The sequence below is a fragment of the Streptomyces sp. NRRL F-5650 genome (assembly GCF_000721365.1).
Classification (GTDB): domain Bacteria; phylum Actinomycetota; class Actinomycetes; order Streptomycetales; family Streptomycetaceae; genus Streptomyces; species Streptomyces ardesiacus.
The window spans coordinates 145,527-161,209 of sequence record NZ_JOGV01000004.1 but is presented as its reverse complement, the minus strand read 5'-3'; the positions used below and the strand labels follow the sequence as shown (position 1 = coordinate 161,209).

The following is a 15,683-nucleotide window of genomic DNA, read 5'->3' as shown; positions in this document are numbered from 1 at the left end:
ACCATGACCACCGACACCACCACCAAGGACACCTCCCCGGGCGCCCCCGCCCCCGGCACCACGGTCCTCGACGCACGCGGCGTCACCATGCGCTTCGGCGGTCTCACCGCCGTCCGCGACGTCGACCTCACCGTCAGCAGCGGCGAGATCGTCGGGCTCATCGGCCCCAACGGCGCCGGCAAGACCACCTTCTTCAACTGCCTCACCGGTCTCTACATCCCGACCGAGGGCGAGGTCCGCTACAAGGGCCAGGTCCTGCCGCCCAAGTCCTTCAAGGTCACCGCCGCCGGCATCGCCCGGACGTTCCAGAACATCCGGCTCTTCGGCAACATGACCGTTCTGGAGAACGTCCTCGTCGGCCGCCACACCCGCACCAAGGAGGGCTTCTGGTCGGCCGTCCTGCGCGGCCCCGGCTTCCACAAGGCCGAGGCGGCGTCCCGCGAACGCGCCACGGAACTCCTGGAGTTCGTCGGCCTCGGGGCCAAGGCCGACCACCTCGCCCGCAACCTGCCCTACGGCGAGCAGCGCAAGCTCGAGATCGCCCGCGCCCTCGCCAGCGAACCCGGACTGCTGCTCCTCGACGAACCCACCGCCGGTATGAACCCCCAGGAGACCCGGGCGGCCGAGGAACTCATCTTCGCCATCCGCGACCGGGGGACCGCCGTCCTCGTCATCGAGCACGACATGCGGTTCATCTTCAACCTCTGCGACCGCGTGGCCGTCCTCGTCCAGGGCCAGAAACTCGTCGAGGGCGACGCCGCCACCGTCCAGGGCGACGAACGCGTCATCGCCGCCTACATCGGTGAACCCCTGGAGAACGACCCCGGCGCCGCCGAAGCCGCCGAAGTCGAGGCCGCCGAAGCCGCCGCCGAGGCCACCACGGACGCCGCGCCCGGCAAGGAGAACGACCGATGACCGCACTCCTCGAAGTCGAGGACCTCAAAGTCGCCTACGGGAAGATCCAGGCCGTCAAGGGCATCTCGTTCACGGTCGAGGCCGGCGAGGTGGTCACCCTCATCGGCACCAACGGCGCCGGCAAGACCACCACGCTGCGTACGCTCTCCGGGCTCCTCAAGCCCGTCGGCGGCCAGATCAGGTTCAACGGCAAGTCGCTGAAGAAGATCCCCGCCCACAAGATCGTCTCCCTGGGGCTCGCCCACTCGCCCGAGGGCCGGCACATCTTCCCCCGCATGACCATCGAGGACAACCTCCGCCTCGGTGCCTTCCTGCGCAGCGACCGGGCGGGCATCGAGAAGGACATCCAGCGGGCCTACGACCTCTTCCCGATCCTCGGGGAGCGCCGCAAGCAGGCCGCGGGCACCCTGTCGGGCGGTGAGCAGCAGATGCTCGCCATGGGCCGCGCGCTGATGTCCCAGCCCAAGCTGCTCATGCTCGACGAGCCCTCCATGGGCCTCTCGCCGATCATGATGCAGAAGATCATGGCGACCATCGCGGAGCTGAAGTCGCAGGGCACCACCATCCTGCTGGTCGAGCAGAACGCCCAGGCGGCCCTCTCCCTGGCCGACCAGGGCCACGTCATGGAGGTCGGCAACATCGTCCTGTCCGGCAGCGGCCGGGACCTGCTCCACGACGAGTCGGTCCGCAAGGCGTACCTCGGCGAGGACTGACGCGACCGGCACACCACGCACACGGCTGAGGCCCGCGCCCCCCGGACCGGGGACGCGGGCCTCACTCGTACGCCCGCGGACAGACCGGGGGTCGGCCCCGGTTCAGTCCTGGATCAGCCCTTGGCCGCCTTCTTCTCCTCGGCGTCCTGGATGACCGCCTCGGCCACCTGCTGCATCGACATCCGCCGGTCCATCGAGGTCTTCTGGATCCACCGGAAGGCGGCCGGCTCGGTCAGCCCGTACTCCGTCTGCAGCACGGACTTGGCGCGGTCCACCAGCTTGCGCGTCTCCAGCCGCTGGCTGAGGTCGGCGACCTCCTTCTCCAGCGCCTTCAGCTCCGTGAACCGCGACACGGCCATCTCGATCGCCGGTACGACGTCGCTCTTGCTGAACGGCTTCACGAGGTACGCCATGGCCCCGGCGTCCCGGGCCCGCTCCACCAGGTCGCGCTGCGAGAAGGCGGTCAGCATCAGCACCGGCGCGATGCTCTCCTCGGCGATCTTCTCGGCCGCGGAGATGCCGTCCAGCTTGGGCATCTTCACGTCCAGGATCACGAGGTCGGGCTTGTGCTCCCGGGCCAGCTCGACCGCCTGCTCCCCGTCACCGGCCTCACCGACGACGGAGTAGCCCTCCTCCTCCAGCATCTCTTTGAGATCCAGCCGGATGAGCGCCTCGTCCTCGGCGATGACGACTCGGGTCGTCAGCGGAGGAACGTGCGACTGGTCGTCGTCGGTCACGTCGGCGGGCTGGGGCGACTCGGGGGCGGTCACGTGGGCTCCTCGTTCGGGGCAGGGGTACTGCTGACAAGAGCCTACCTAGCTCCTGTATGTTTGAGTCACCGAGGGGCTACACTGACCTTCGGTTCGAAGAGGCTCCGGTAGTCCAATCGGCAGAGACGATGCCCTCAAAAGGCATTCAGTGTGGGTTCGAGTCCCACCCGGGGCACTTTCACCTTCGTTTCGAAGGCCCCTAGCGCGCAGAACGGTGACACCCGTTCAGTCGTCGTCCTCCCCGATGTGGTGGACCCGCACCAGATTGGTCGTGCCGGACACCCCCGGCGGGGAGCCCGCCGTGATCACCACGACGTCGCCCTTCTCGCAGCGGCCGTACCGGGTGAGCAGTTCGTCCACCTGGTCGACCATCGCGTCCGTGGAGTCCACGTGCGGGCCGAGGAAGGTCTCCACTCCCCAGGTCAGGCTGAGCTGCGAGCGGGTCGCCGGTTCCGGGGTGAAGGCGAGCAGCGGAATGGGCGAGCGGTAGCGGGACAGCCGGCGGACGGTGTCGCCGGACTGGGTGAAGGCGACCAGGAACTTCGCACCCAGGAAGTCGCCGGTCTCGGCGGCGGCGCGGGCGACGGCGCCGCCCTGGGTGCGGGGCTTGCTGCCCTCGGTCAGCGGGGGCAGGCCCTTGGCGAGGATGTCCTCCTCGGCCGCTTCGACGATCCGGGCCATGGTGCGCACCGTGTCGGTCGCGTGCTTGCCGACGCTGGTCTCGCCGGAGAGCATCACGGCGTCCGTGCCGTCGATGACCGCGTTGGCGACGTCGGAGGCCTCGGCGCGGGTGGGGCGGGCGTTGTCGATCATCGAGTCGAGCATCTGGGTGGCGACGATGACCGGCTTGGCGTTGCGCCTGGCGAGCTTGATGGCGCGCTTCTGGACGATCGGCACCTGCTCCAGGGGCATCTCGACGCCGAGGTCGCCCCGGGCGACCATGATGCCGTCGAAGGCGGCGACGATGTCCTCGATGTTCTCGACCGCCTGCGGTTTCTCCACCTTGGCGATGACCGGCAGCCGGCGGCCCTCCTCGTCCATGATGCGGTGGACGTCGAGGACGTCGCGCCCGCTGCGGACGAAGGAGAGGGCGACGACGTCGAAGCCGTTGCGAAGCGCCCAGCGCAGGTCGTCCTCGTCCTTCTTCGACAGGGCGGGCACGGACACCGCGACCCCGGGGAGGTTCAGGCCCTTGTGGTCGGAGACCATGCCGCCCTCGATCACCCGGGTGCGCACCCGGGGTCCGTCGACGCCGGTCACCTCCAGGCAGACCTTGCCGTCGTCGACGAGGACCCGTTCGCCGGGGGTGACGTCCTCGGCCAGGCCCGCGTAGGTGGTGCCGCAGACGTGGCGGTCGCCCTCGACGCCCTCCTCGACGGTGATGGTGAAGCTGTCGCCGCGTTCGAGGAGTACGGGTCCCTCACCGAAATGGCCGAGGCGGATCTTCGGCCCCTGAAGGTCGGCGAGGGTGCCGACGCTGCGCCCGGTCTCGTCGGACGCCTTGCGGACCCGGCGGTAGCGCTCCTCGTGCTCGGCGTGGGAGCCGTGGCTGAAATTGAAGCGGGCGATGTCCATTCCGGCGTCGACCAGGTCCTTGATCTGGTCGTACGAATCGGTGGCGGGACCAAGGGTGCAGACGATCTTTGCTCGGCGCATGGACCGAGCCTATGACTTACTGCCGGGTAGCGAATTGGCCACGCATGACCACTCAACAACCTTTCAGTAAAGGGATATTGACAAGTGTTGAAGTGTGCGGCGGTGTGCTCCGATGAGCATCCGGACAGGAACGCGCCCCTTGACACGCGGCATGTTCAGGACAGAATCTACGCGCGTTGCCACTGTCTGTACGGGTCACCGAGGAGAGCCAGTCATGCCGTTGAACCGCCGCACCTTCCTGAGCAGGTCCGCCGTGACGGGAGCGGGGGTCGCGCTGGCCGGCGCCGCCGCGGCTCCGGCGGCCGAGGCGGCCTCCACCGCGCCCCAGGGGCACCCGGGCGGGAAGCGGAAGCGGTACGCGCTGACCGTGCTCGGCACCACCGACCTGCACGGGCACGTCTTCAACTGGGACTACTTCAAGGACGCCGAGTACACGGACGCGGCGGGCAACGCGCAGGGCCTCGGCCGGATCTCCACCCTGGTGAACCAGGTGCGCGAGGAGAAGGGCCGCCACAACACCCTGCTGGTGGACGCGGGCGACACCATCCAGGGCACCCCGCTGACGTACTACTACGCCAAGGTCGACCCGATCACCGCCGAGGGCGGGCCGGTGCACCCGATGGCGCAGGCGATGAACGCCATCGGCTACGACGCCGTGGCACTCGGCAACCACGAGTTCAACTACGGCATCGAGACGCTGCGCAGGTTCGAGGAGCAGTGCGACTTTCCGCTGCTCGGCGCGAACGCGGTCGACGCCAAGACCCTGAAGCCCGCCTTCCCGCCGTACTTCATGAAGACGTTCCCCGTGCGGGGCGCGCGGCCGGTGAAGGTGGCGGTGCTGGGGCTGACCAACCCGGGCATCGCGATCTGGGACAAGGCGTACGTGCAGGGGAAGCTGGCCTTCCCGGGGCTCGAGGAGCAGGCGGCCAAGTGGGTGCCGAAGCTGCGTTCCATGGGCGCGGACGTGGTGGTCGTCTCGGCGCACTCGGGCTCGTCGGGCACGTCCTCCTACGGCGACCAGGTCCCCTACGTCGAGAACGCGGCGGCCAACGTGGCGCGGCAGGTGCCGGGCATCGACGCGATCCTGGTCGGGCACGCGCACGAGGAGATCGCGGAGCTGAAGGTCGTCAACGAGAAGACCGGGAAGACCGTCGTCCTGTCGGAGCCGCTGTGCTTCGCCGAGCGGCTCAGCGTGTTCGACTTCGAGCTGGTCTTCGAGCGGGGCCGCTGGCACGTGGAGTCGGTCGGGGCGTCGCTGCGCGACTCCAGCACGGTTGCCGACGACCCGAGGATCACGAAGCTGCTGGCGGACGAGCACGCGAAGGTCGTGGCGTACGTCAACCAGGTCGTCGGCACGGCCACCGAGACACTGACGACGGTCGAGGCGCGGTACAAGGACGCCCCGATCATCGACCTGATCACCAAGGTGCAGGAGGACGTGGTCAAGGAGGCGCTGGCGGGCACGGAGTACGCGGCGCTGCCGGTCCTGGCGCAGGCCTCGCCGTTCTCCCGGACCTCGCAGATCCCGGCGGGCGACGTGACGATCCGGGACCTGTCGAGCCTGTACGTCTACGACAACACGCTGGTCGCCAAGTTGCTGACGGGCGCCCAGGTCCGGGCGTACCTGGAGTACTCGGCGGAGTACTACGTGCGGACGGCCGCCGGTGCGCCGGTGGACGTGGAGAAGCTGACCAACGCGAACGGCCGCCCGGACTACAACTACGACTACGTGTCGGGGCTGGCCTACGAGATCGACATCGCGCAGGCCGCCGGGTCGCGGATCAGGAACCTCACGTACGGCGGTGCTCCGCTGGACGACGCGCAGCAGTTCGTGCTGGCGGTGAACAACTACCGGGCCAACGGCGGCGGCGCGTTCCCGCACGTGGCGTCGGCGAAGGAGCTGTGGTCGGAGTCGACGGAGATCCGGACCCGGATCGCGGAGTGGGTGACGGCCAGGGGCGTGCTGGACCCGAAGGACTTCGCGTCCGTGGACTGGTCGCTGACGCGCGACGGCGTGCCGGTGTTCTGATCCGCGGCAGGCGCACGGGCGGCCTCAGATTCCGTCCACCAGCGGGGTGAGTTCCCGGTGGTGGCGCGCGGACGGGATCTGGGGCCGGCCGCCTTCCAGGCCGAAGGTGGTGAAGGCGGTGCGCGCGGGCAGCGGGTAGGGCTCCTGCCCGGTGAGGTCGTTGAGGATGGTCGCGCTGCGCCAGGCGGCGAGGCCGAGGTCGGGGGTGCCCACGCCGTGGGTGTGCGTCTCGGCGTTCTGCACGTAGACGTTGCCGGTGACGCAGGGGTCGAGGACGAGACGGTGGCGGTCGTCGACGCGGGGGCGTTCGCGGTTGTCGCGCCGCATGTAGGGGTCGAGACCGGCGAGGAGGCGGCCCAGGGGGCGTTCGCGCTGGCCGGTGGCGAGGACGACGGCGTCGGTGGTGAGGCGGGTGCGGGTCTTCTGCTGTTCGTGTTCGAGGTGGAGCTCGACCTGGGTGGCGCCGATGCGGCCGGCGGTGCGCACGTGGACGCCGGGGGTGAGGGTGGTGTCGGGCCAGCCGCCGTCGAGGGTGCGGCGGTAGAGCTCGTCGTGGATGGCGGCGGTGGTGTCGGCGTCGATGCCCTTGTGGAGTTGCCACTGGGCGGCGACGAGGCGGTCGCGCACCGGTTCGGCCAGGCCGTGGAAGTAGCGGGTGTAGTCGGGGGTGAAGTGCTCCAGGCCGAGCTTGGAGTACTCCATGGGGGCGAGGGCCCCGGTGCGGCCGATCCAGTGCAGCCGTTCGCGGCCGGTGGGGCGGCGGCGGAGCAGGTCGAGGAAGATCTCGGCGCCGGACTGGCCGGTGCCGACGACGGTGACGTGCCCGGCGGCCAGGAGCGTGTCGCGGTGGCGGAGGTAGTCGGCGGCGTGGACGACGGGGACGGCGGGGTCCTCGGCGAGCGGTCTGAGGGCTTCGGGGACGTGGGGCTCGGTGCCGACGCCGAGGACGACGTTGCGGGTGTGGGTGCGGCCGAGGGCCTCGGCCTCTCCGTCGGCGTCGAGCTGGGTGTAGTCGACCTCGAAGAGGCCGCGTTCGGGGTTCCAGCGCACCGCGTCGACCTGGTGGTGGAAGCGCAGGGCGGGCAGGTTCTCGGCGACCCAGCGGCAGTAGGCGTCGTACTCGGCGCGCTCGATGTGGAAGCGCTCGGCGAAGTAGAAGGGGAAGAGGCGTTCTCTGGCCCTGAGGTGGTTGAGGAAGGTCCAGGGGCTGGCCGGGTCGACGAGGGTGACGAGGTCGGCGAGGAAGGGGACCTGGATGCGGGCGCCGTCGATGAGCAGGCCGGGGTGCCAGCGGAAGCCGGGGCGCTGTTCGTAGAAGACGGTGTCGAGGCCGGTGAGGGGGTCGGCGAGGGCCGCGAGGGAGAGGTTGAAGGGGCCGATGCCGATGCCGACGAGGTCGCGGGGCGCGTGCGGGGTGGCGTTCATCGGGGGGTGTGTCCTTCCACGAGTGTCAGGAGTGCTGCGAGGTCGTCCGGCCCGGCGTGGGGGTTGAGGAAGGTCGCCTTGAGCCAGAGCCGCCCGTCGGCGCGGGCCCGTCCGAGCACGGCGCGGCCGGTGCCGAGCAGCGCGCGGCGTACGGCGGCGACGGCGTCGTCGGTGGCCCCCGCGGGCCGGAACAGGACCGTGCTGATGGTGGGCGGGGCGTGCAGTGCGAACCCGGGGTGGGTGTCGACCAGGTCGGCGAAGTGCCGGGCGAGGGAGCAGACCGCGTCGACGAGCGCGCCCAGTCCGCTGCGGCCCAGGGTCTTGAGGGTGACGGCGGCTTTGAGGACGTCGGGGCGGCGGCTGGTGCGCGGGGAGCGGTGGAGGAGGTCGGGGAGGCCGGCCTCGGTGTCGTCGTCGGCGTTGAGGTAGTCGGCGCGGTGGTGGAGGGCGGCGAGGTCGTCGGGGTCGGTGACGGTGAGGAGGCCGGCGGGGATCGGCTGCCAGCCGAGCTTGTGCAGGTCCAGGGCGACGGTGTCGGCGCCCTCCAGCCCCGCCAGCCGTGGGCGGTGCCGGTCGCTGAAGAGGAGGCCCGCGCCGTAGGCGGCGTCGACGTGGAGGCGGGCGGCGTGGGCGGTGCAGCGGCCGGCGATCTCGGGGAGCGGGTCGATGAGCCCGGCGTCGGTGGTGCCGGCGGTGGCGGCGACGAGATGGGGGCCGGGGACCCGCAGGAGCGCCTCGTCGAGGGCGGCGGGGTCGAGGGTGCCGGCGGGGGCGGGCACGACGACGGGTTCCGGCAGCCCGAGGAGCCGTGCGGCGCGGGGCAGGGAGTGGTGGGCGTTCTCCCCGTGGACCAGCCGCAGGCTCGCCCCGTGCCTCTCCCGGGCGAGCAGGACGGCGAGCTGGTTGGACTCGGTGCCGCCGGTGGTGACGAGGGCCTCGGCGGCGCCGGTCTCGCGGGCGAGGGCGCGGGTGACGAGGGCCTCCAGGGCGGAGGCGGCGGGGGCCTGGTCCCAGGAGTCGAGGGAGGGGTTGAGGACGCTCGCGGCGAGGTCGGCGGCGGCCGCGACGGCCAGCGGCGGGGCGTGCAGGTGCGCGGCGCACAGGGGATGGGCGGGGTCGGCGGCGCCCTCGGCGAGCGCGGTGACCAGGACGCGCAGCGCCTCGGGGTCGCCCCGGTCGGGCAGGATCTCGCCGGCCGCCTCGGCCACCCGGGCGGCGACGGCGCCGGGACCGCCCGGGGGCAGCGGGCCGCGGCGGGCGGCGGTGCCGGCGCGCAGGGCGTCGAGCACGGTGTCGAGCAGGGGCCGCAGGGCGTCGGTGCCGTGCGGGCCCGAGGCGAGGGGCGGCAGGCCCATGAGCCGTCCTTGGGGCACGGGGACTGGGGTTCCAGCTTGTACGCACGGGTGCGCGTACGCCCGGACAGCTCAGTGATCCAACCCGAAAGGGGTATCCCGGCGGCCCTTGTGCCGGGAGCCGCGGCCGGTCCCCCGCTCGCCCGGGGACCGGCCGCGTCCGGGCTCAGTCGCTGCTCGCCTCCCGCACCCGCAGGGCGCGGGCCAGGTCGTCGAGCTGGTCGGTGAGCTTGCGGCGCAGGGCGGGGACCGGGTCGGCGTCCGCGAGGCACTCCCGGCCGAGGCGGAGGGTGTCGGCGTCGACGGCGTGGGCGGGGAAGGCCCAGCGGCCGGCGGCGTCGGCGATGGCGGGGCCGCGGCGGGCGGCGAGGGCGACGGCCTCGGGGTAGTAGCGCGGGACGTAGTCGCGCACGAGGCCGGCCTGTTCGGGCTGCCAGAAGCCCTGGGCGGTGGCGGTGAACAGGTAGTTGGACAGGTCGTCGGAGGCGAACATGGCGTCCCAGGCGCGGGCCTTGGCCCCGGCGTCGGGCAGCGCGGCGCGGCAGCGGGCGGCGCCCTCCTGGCCGGTGGCGCTCGGGTCGTTCGCCAGTTCGGCGGCGATGGCGTCCTCGTCGGTGGCGCCGAGGACGGCGAGCCGGGTGAGGATGCGCCAGCGCAGCTCGGGGTCGAGTTCGGGGCCGCCGGGCACGGTGCCGTCGGCGAGCCAGGCGGCGATGGTGTCGGGGTGGGCGGCGGTGGAGATGCGGTGGCGTACGGCGATCAGGCGCAGGCCGGGGTGGTCGCCGTCCTCGGTGCGGCGGATGAGGTCGCGGCACAGCTCGGCGAGGGTGTTCAGGGCGGCGGGCCGCTGGTCGGCGGTGACGTAGCGGTCGGCGACCTGGCCGGCGGCGAAGGCGAGGACGCCGTCGACGAGCGCGAGGTCGGTCTCGTGCGGCAGGTGGGTGCGGGCGATGTCGAGGTAGGTGGCGGCGGGGAGTTCGCCGTCGCGCACGGCGTCCCTGAGGGCGTTCCAGACGACGGCCCGGGTGAGTGGGTCGGGCAGGCCGGACAGGCTTTCGCGCAGGGTGCGGAAGGAGTCGGCGTCGAAGCGGATCTTGGCGTAGCTCAGGTCGCCGTCGTTGAGGACGACGAGGGCGGGGAGCTTGCCGATGGGCCGGGGCCCGTCCTGGGGGACGTCGATGTCGAGGCGTTCGCGCGGGGTGAGGCGGCCCTCCTCGCCGGGGTCCTGGTCGTAGAGGCCGACGGCGATGCGGTGGGGGCGCTCGCCGGTGCGGTGGACGGTGAGGGCGCGGCTGCCGTTGTCGCCGGTGACGGCCGGGGTGAGGGTGTCGACGCCGGTGGTGCGCAGCCAGGCGTCGGCCCAGGCGTGGACGTCGCGGTCGGTGGCGGCGGCGAGGGAGTCGATGAAGTCGGCGAGGGAAGCGTTGGCGAACTTGTGCCGGTCGAAGTGGATGTTGATGCCGGCCAGGAAGTCCTTCTCGCCGAGCCAGGCGACGAGCTGGCGCAGGGCGGAGGCGCCCTTGGCGTAGGAGATGCCGTCGAAGTTGAGCAGGGCGGAGGCGGTGTCCCGGACGTCCTCGGGGGCGACGGGGTGGGTGGAGGGGCGCTGGTCGGCGTCGTAGCCCCAGGCCTTGCGGGTGACGCCGAAGTCCGTCCAGGTGTCCGTGAAACGGGTGGCCTCGGCGGTGGTCTGGTAGCCCATGTACTCGGCGAAGGACTCGTTCAGCCAGATGTCGTCCCACCAGCGCAGGGTGACGAGGTCGCCGAACCACATGTGGGCCATCTCGTGGGCGATCACCATGGCGCGGGTCTGGCGCTGGGTCTCGGTGACGGCGGAGCGGAAGACGAACTCGTCGCGGAAGGTGACCAGTCCGGGGTTCTCCATGGCGCCGGCGTTGAACTCGGGGACGAACGCCTGGTCGTAGGAGTCGAAGGGGTAGGGCTCGGTGAACTTCTCGTGGTAGCGGTCGAAGCAGGCGCGGGTGACGTCGAGGAGTTCGTCGGCGTCGGCGTCCAGGTGCGGGGCGAGCGAGCGGCGGCAGTGGAGGCCGAAGGGCAGGCCGCGGTGCTCGGTGCGCACGGAGTGCCAGGGCCCGGCGGCGACGGCGACGAGGTAGGTGGAGATCAGCGGGGTGGTGGCGGCCTTCCAGCGGCCGTCGCCGGTGTGCTCCGTGACGCCGTTGGCGAGGACGGTCCAGCCCTCGGGGGCGGTCACGGCGAGGTCGAAGACGGCCTTGAGGTCGGGCTGGTCGAAGGCGGCGTAGACGCGCTGGACGTCGTCGAGGAAGAGCTGGGTGTAGACGTAGGTCTCGCCGTCGGTGGGGTCGGTGAAGCGGTGCATGCCCTCGCCGGTGCGGGAGTACCGCATGGCGGCCTCGACGCGCAGCTCGTGCTCGCCGGGGGCGAGGTTCTCCAGGGCGAGCCGGTTGTCGTCCAGGGCGGCCGGGTCGAGGGGGTGTCCGTCCAGGGTGACGGTGCGCAGTTCGGCGGGCTTGACCTCGACGAAGGTGTCCGCGGTGTCCGTGTCGCCGCGGACGGTGAAGCGGATGACGGTGCGGGAGTCGAAGGTCTCGTCCCCACGGGTGAGATCGAGGTCGATCGCGTAGTGGTGGACGTCGAGGAGCCGGGAACGGGTCTGCGCTTCGTCGCGCGTCAGTACGGACATGCACGACATGCTGCCTGATGCGGTGGGCGGGGCACAGCGGCGGTTCGGTACGCGCGGTATGTCCGGTCCGCCCCGCCGGCCGCCGTCCTCCCCCCGGCGTGCGCCCCCGCGGACGGGGGCGCGGCCCGGCTCAGCCGGAGGACGGGACGCCGTCGGCGCCGTTGGACTCGGCGATGCGCTCGTGGTGGTGGATCACCTCGGCGACGATGAAGTTCAGGAACTTCTCGGCGAACGCGGGGTCGAGCTTGGCGCTCTCGGCGAGGGCGCGCAGCCGGGCGATCTGCCGGGCCTCGCGGTCCGGGTCGGCGGGCGGCAGCCGGTGGCGGGCCTTGAGGTGGCCGACCTGCTGGGTGCACTTGAAGCGCTCGGCGAGCATGTGGACGACGGCCGCGTCGATGTTGTCGATGCTGTCCCGCAGCCGGGCCAGCTCCTCGCGGGCGGCGGGGTCGACGGCACCGGTACCGGTGTTGCTGGTGGTCATGGGCGCCCACCCTACGGGCGCGGGCCGCGGCGCGGCAGACCGTCTCAGGCGCTGAACGGCGTACGGTCCCCGTGCGGCTCCTACAGTGGGAGCAGGGCCCGGCGCACGGGGCCGGGGAAGCAGGGTCCAGGCGTCTTGGGGGTAGGGCGTGGCGAACGGCGGACCGGTCGAGCACGGGTTTCCGCACCTGGAGACGGTGCGGGAGGCCGTCACGGCGCTGTACCGGCGGCTGTCGTACGACACCGTCCAGACCTTCTCGGCCAGTGTGGCCCCGGTGGACGTGGCGTTCTGCGACACGGACGACCTGTATCTGGGCGCGCAGCGGGTGGCCCGCGAACTGGTGCGGCACTACCGGCTGCCCGACGCCCGCATGGTCGTCTCCTTCCGGGAGATGACCCACGCGGCGAACGTGGAACTGACGGCGGGGCCGGAGTACTTCGTGGAGCTGAACGACCGTTTCCGCACCCATCGCCGGGACATCGGCGCGGCGCTCGCGCACGAGGTGATGCACGTCTGCCTGCACCGGCTCGACCTGTCGTTCCCCTCCACCCGGGCCAACGAGATCCTCACCGACACGGCGGCGGCGTACCTGGGCGCGGGCTGGCTGCTCCTGGACGCCTACCGGGAGGACGGGGTGTCCTCGCAGAAGCTGGGGTACCTGACGCCGGAGGAGTTCGGTTACGTGCTGGCCAAGCGGGCGCTGCTGTTCGGCGAGGACCCCTCGGTGTGGTTCACGAGCCCGCAGGCGTACACGGCGTACGGCAAGGGGCTGGCCCGGGCGCGCCGGGACGCGCAGCAGCCGCCGCTCACGGCGGCCGGCTGGGCGGGCCGCCGCCGCTACGCCCGGGACCGCCGTCACGCCCAGGACCCGCACGGGGCCGGGCCCGCGGCGGACGGCCCGTACGCCTTCAGCGTCCCGGCGCCGGGACAACTGCGGGTGTCGTTCCCCTGCCCGACCTGCCACCAGCGGATCAGGGTGCCGGTGCGGGGGCGGGTGCGGGCGCGGTGCGGGCTGTGCCGGACGGTGCTGGAGTGCGACACCTGAGGCGGGCCCGCCGGGCGCGGGGCACTGCTTGAATGCCCGTATGACACAGGCCATAGAAGAACCCTGGGGCATCAGTGTGTTCGGCTCGGGCACGGTGCGGGCCGAGCCGTCGTTGGCGCGGGTGCGGCCGGCCGTGGACGTCCTGGAACCGTCGCCGGAGCAGGCCTTCCGGCGGGCCGGGGAGGCCGTGGTCCGGCTGCGGGAGGTGCTGCGGCGGCACGGGGTGCCGGACGCCTCGGTCTCGGGCTCCCGGCTCGGCCTCAGCTCGGAGTACGACGGTCACGGCGGGCGCCGGACGATGCTCGGGTACCGGTGCCAGGCCGCGTACTCGGTGGAGACCGAGGGTCTGGACGGTCTGGAGCGGCTGATCGCGGACGTGGTGGAGGCGGGCGCGCACCGGATCGACGGCGTCGAGTTCGACGTGCGCGACCGGGCGGCGCTGCTCGACGAGGCGCGGCGCAGGGCGGTCGCCGCGGCCCGCCGCAAGGCCGAGGTGTACGCGGAGGCGGCGGACGCGCGGCTGGGACCGGTCCTGCACGTCCAGGACGTGGAGCCGGAGCCCGTCGCCGCGTTCCGCGCCTCGGCGGGCGGCGGCCCGCCGGGCGTGCTGGCCCCGGGGGTGGTGGAGGTGTCCGCCCGGGTCGCGCTGGGCTTCTCCCTGCGGCACTGACCCGGCATCCGGCGCCACCCCGCCTCCCGCCCGGCGCGCGGGCGTTCGTTATTTTGTTCGCCGCCGTCCCCACCGGCTCACCGTCCGCCCGTCCCGAGGAGCCGGCCGTGCATTCCGGATCCACCGCCACCAGGTGCCACCGCCACCCCGCGGTGGAGTACGCCGTCCGCCGCACCGGCCGCGCACGGTACCTGCCCGGACCGCGTGCGCGCGGCGCCGGTCGGTCACCGGTGTCGCGAGTGCGTGCGGGAAGGGGCGCGGCCGGCACGTCGGGCCCGGCCTCTCGGCGGGGCCGTGCCTCGGCGCCCCCCGTGGTGGCGTTCACGCTGTTCGCGCTCACCGTGCTCGCGTACCCGGCGGAGGTGGTGCGGCCGGGACTCGTGGGCCGGCTCGCCATGGCCGGCTCGCGGCTGCTCGGTCCGGAGGGCGCCCGCTGCGTCGGCGACGGCCTGTTCCGGTGGGGCCGATGCCCGGGCGGGTCCGTTTCCCCGCCCGGTACCTGTTCTCCGCGCTCGGCTGTTGCGTCCCGGAGCTGGTCCTCGCCGTCCCCGGGCACGTCCTCGGTCGGGGCGTCCGGTGCCGTCCGCGGTGTGGGTGCCCCGTCCTACGTGCTGCACCGCAGGCCGGGTGCCGCGTCCTACGTGCTGCACCGCAGGCCGGGCGCCGCCTCGGGCCGCTTCGGCCGGCCGGCGGCCGGGCCGCCGCGGTGCCTGGCGGCCTCCGCCTGGTTCACCTCGCGGCCGGTGCCCGTCGGCGCCGTGCCGGCCGGCGGCGGGCCGGCCCCGGCGGTCGCCTACGCGCCCCGGGACCGGCGCCCGGTCGCGGTGCGGGCCGGCGCGGCTGCCCCGCCGGCGGTGCTGCCGGCGGTGGCGGCGTGGAAGGTGTCCGAACCGACGGGCGGGAGTGTTCCCCTGTGAGCGTCCCCCGCCGCGAGAGCTGCTGTTCCCCTAGGAGAGGTGTCCCCCTGTGAAACGTCCCGGAGTGCTGCTGCTCGGGGCCCTGCCCGTGATCGCCGCGGGCGTGTACTTCGCCGTGCCGGGCGACTCGTCGGACACCGCGGCCCCCGCCTCCCCGTCGTCCTCGGCCACCGCCGGGTCGGCCCGCGACGACGCCAAGGACCGGGCCGAGAAGGAGCGGGAGGCGGACGACGCGCTCATCGCCGACCTGCCGCCGGGGCTCGCCGCACCGGCGAAGAAGGAGCTGGCCCAGCAGCTCGTGTCCAGCGCCGAGAACTCGACCACACGCTGGCGCACCGCCTACGGCAGCATCCAGGACGTCGGGGACGGCGACGGGTACACGGCGGGCATCGTCGGCTTCTGCACGGGCACCCACGACCTGCTCACCCTGGTGGAGCGCTACACCGAGGCCCACCCGGACAACGGTCTGGCGAGGTACCTGCCCGCGCTGCGGAAGGTGGACGGCAGTGACTCGCACGAGGGGCTGGACCCGGGCTTCACGGCGGCCTGGAAGGCGGAGGCCGAGGTCCCGGCGTTCCGCGCGGCCCAGGAGGCGGAGCGCGACCGGGTCTACTTCGAACCGGCGGTGCGCCTGGCCAAGCTGGACGGCCTGGGCACGCTCGGCCAGTTCGTGTACTACGACGCGATGGTCTTCCACGGCCCCGACACCGATCCCGGGGGCTTCTACGGGCTGCGCGAGCAGGCCATGGCCAAGGCGAGGACGCCGGGACAGGGCGGCTCCGAGAGGGCCTACCTGGACACCTTCCTGGACGTCCGCGAGCAGGCCATGCGCGACAAGCGGCCGGGCATCGACACCTCGCGCGTCGACACGGCCCAGCGCCGCTTCCTCGCGGCCGGGAACCTGGAGCTGGCGACACCGCTGGTGTGGGAGATGTACGGGGACACCTACCGGGTGCCCTGAGCATGCGACGGCGCCTGCCCTGGTCCGGTCGGGGACGAGGCAGGCGCCATCATGTTCCGCACGCCTTTGTGCGGGACGCTCTTC

At 72.7% G+C, this 15,683-nt stretch carries 13 protein-coding genes and 1 tRNA gene; 8 read left to right on the top strand and 6 right to left on the bottom strand.

Going from position 1 to position 15,683, the window contains the following annotated elements; genetic code table 11:
• Positions 1-3: 3 nt before the first annotated feature.
• On the top strand, positions 4-915 hold the full coding sequence (locus IG88_RS0106620; protein ID WP_031035981.1) for an ABC transporter ATP-binding protein: 912 nt from the start codon (positions 4-6) through the stop codon (positions 913-915).
• The gene (locus IG88_RS0106615; protein WP_031035979.1) at positions 912-1,628 is read left to right on the top strand and encodes an ABC transporter ATP-binding protein; all 717 of its coding nucleotides are present in this window, start codon (positions 912-914) and stop codon (positions 1,626-1,628) included. The genes IG88_RS0106620 and IG88_RS0106615 overlap by 4 nt, the downstream gene beginning before the upstream one ends.
• A gap of 113 nt (positions 1,629-1,741) precedes the next feature.
• Here IG88_RS0106615 and IG88_RS0106610 read toward each other — a convergent pair whose 3' ends face one another.
• Positions 1,742-2,398, bottom strand: a complete 657-nt coding sequence (locus IG88_RS0106610; protein ID WP_030402235.1) for an ANTAR domain-containing response regulator — start codon at positions 2,396-2,398, stop codon at positions 1,742-1,744.
• A gap of 101 nt (positions 2,399-2,499) precedes the next feature.
• Between IG88_RS0106610 and IG88_RS0106605 the strand changes: the two genes are divergently transcribed.
• Positions 2,500-2,573 (top strand) — tRNA-Leu (locus IG88_RS0106605).
• A 50-nt stretch (positions 2,574-2,623) separates the two neighbouring features.
• On the opposite strand, the gene pyk is transcribed toward IG88_RS0106605, so the two are convergent.
• Positions 2,624-4,054, bottom strand: a complete 1,431-nt coding sequence (pyk, locus tag IG88_RS0106600; RefSeq protein WP_031035977.1) for a pyruvate kinase — start codon at positions 4,052-4,054, stop codon at positions 2,624-2,626.
• Positions 4,055-4,268: 214 nt separating this feature from the next.
• On the opposite strand from pyk, the gene IG88_RS0106595 reads away from it, so the two are divergent.
• Positions 4,269-6,083, top strand: a complete 1,815-nt coding sequence (locus tag IG88_RS0106595; RefSeq protein WP_031035975.1) for a bifunctional metallophosphatase/5'-nucleotidase — start codon at positions 4,269-4,271, stop codon at positions 6,081-6,083.
• A gap of 24 nt (positions 6,084-6,107) precedes the next feature.
• Here the strand turns inward: IG88_RS0106595 and IG88_RS0106590 are convergent, their stop codons facing one another.
• The 4 genes from IG88_RS0106590 to IG88_RS0106575 form a co-directional block, all read right to left on the bottom strand.
• Complete coding sequence (locus IG88_RS0106590; protein ID WP_031035973.1) at positions 6,108-7,508, bottom strand: lysine N(6)-hydroxylase/L-ornithine N(5)-oxygenase family protein; 1,401 nt, start codon at positions 7,506-7,508, stop codon at positions 6,108-6,110.
• Positions 7,505-8,863, bottom strand: a complete 1,359-nt coding sequence (locus tag IG88_RS0106585) for a pyridoxal phosphate-dependent decarboxylase family protein (RefSeq protein ID WP_031035971.1) — start codon at positions 8,861-8,863, stop codon at positions 7,505-7,507. Before IG88_RS0106585 ends, IG88_RS0106590 begins: the two co-directional genes overlap by 4 nt.
• 163 nt (positions 8,864-9,026) lie before the next feature.
• On the bottom strand, positions 9,027-11,525 hold the full coding sequence (gene pepN, locus IG88_RS0106580) for an aminopeptidase N (RefSeq protein WP_031035969.1): 2,499 nt from the start codon (positions 11,523-11,525) through the stop codon (positions 9,027-9,029).
• 130 nt (positions 11,526-11,655) lie between these two features.
• Positions 11,656-12,006, bottom strand: a complete 351-nt coding sequence (locus tag IG88_RS0106575; protein ID WP_031035967.1) for a chorismate mutase — start codon at positions 12,004-12,006, stop codon at positions 11,656-11,658.
• Positions 12,007-12,154: 148 nt separating this feature from the next.
• Between IG88_RS0106575 and IG88_RS0106570 the strand changes: the two genes are divergently transcribed.
• The 4 genes from IG88_RS0106570 to IG88_RS0106555 all read left to right on the top strand — a co-directional run bounded on the left by IG88_RS0106570 (position 12,155) and on the right by IG88_RS0106555 (position 15,599).
• Positions 12,155-13,051: a hypothetical protein gene (locus IG88_RS0106570; RefSeq protein ID WP_031035965.1), complete on the top strand. Its 897-nt coding sequence runs from the start codon at positions 12,155-12,157 to the stop codon at positions 13,049-13,051.
• A 40-nt stretch (positions 13,052-13,091) separates the two neighbouring features.
• A complete protein-coding gene (locus IG88_RS0106565) occupies positions 13,092-13,721 on the top strand; it encodes an SIMPL domain-containing protein (RefSeq protein WP_031035963.1) in 630 nt (209 codons plus the stop codon).
• Between the two features lie 311 nt (positions 13,722-14,032).
• Positions 14,033-14,638 (top strand): hypothetical protein, encoded by a 606-nt coding sequence (locus tag IG88_RS38395; RefSeq protein WP_051851788.1) that lies wholly within the window; start codon positions 14,033-14,035, stop codon positions 14,636-14,638.
• Between the two features lie 49 nt (positions 14,639-14,687).
• Positions 14,688-15,599 (top strand): chitosanase, encoded by a 912-nt coding sequence (locus IG88_RS0106555; RefSeq protein WP_031035961.1) that lies wholly within the window; start codon positions 14,688-14,690, stop codon positions 15,597-15,599.
• Positions 15,600-15,683: the final 84 nt, after the last annotated feature.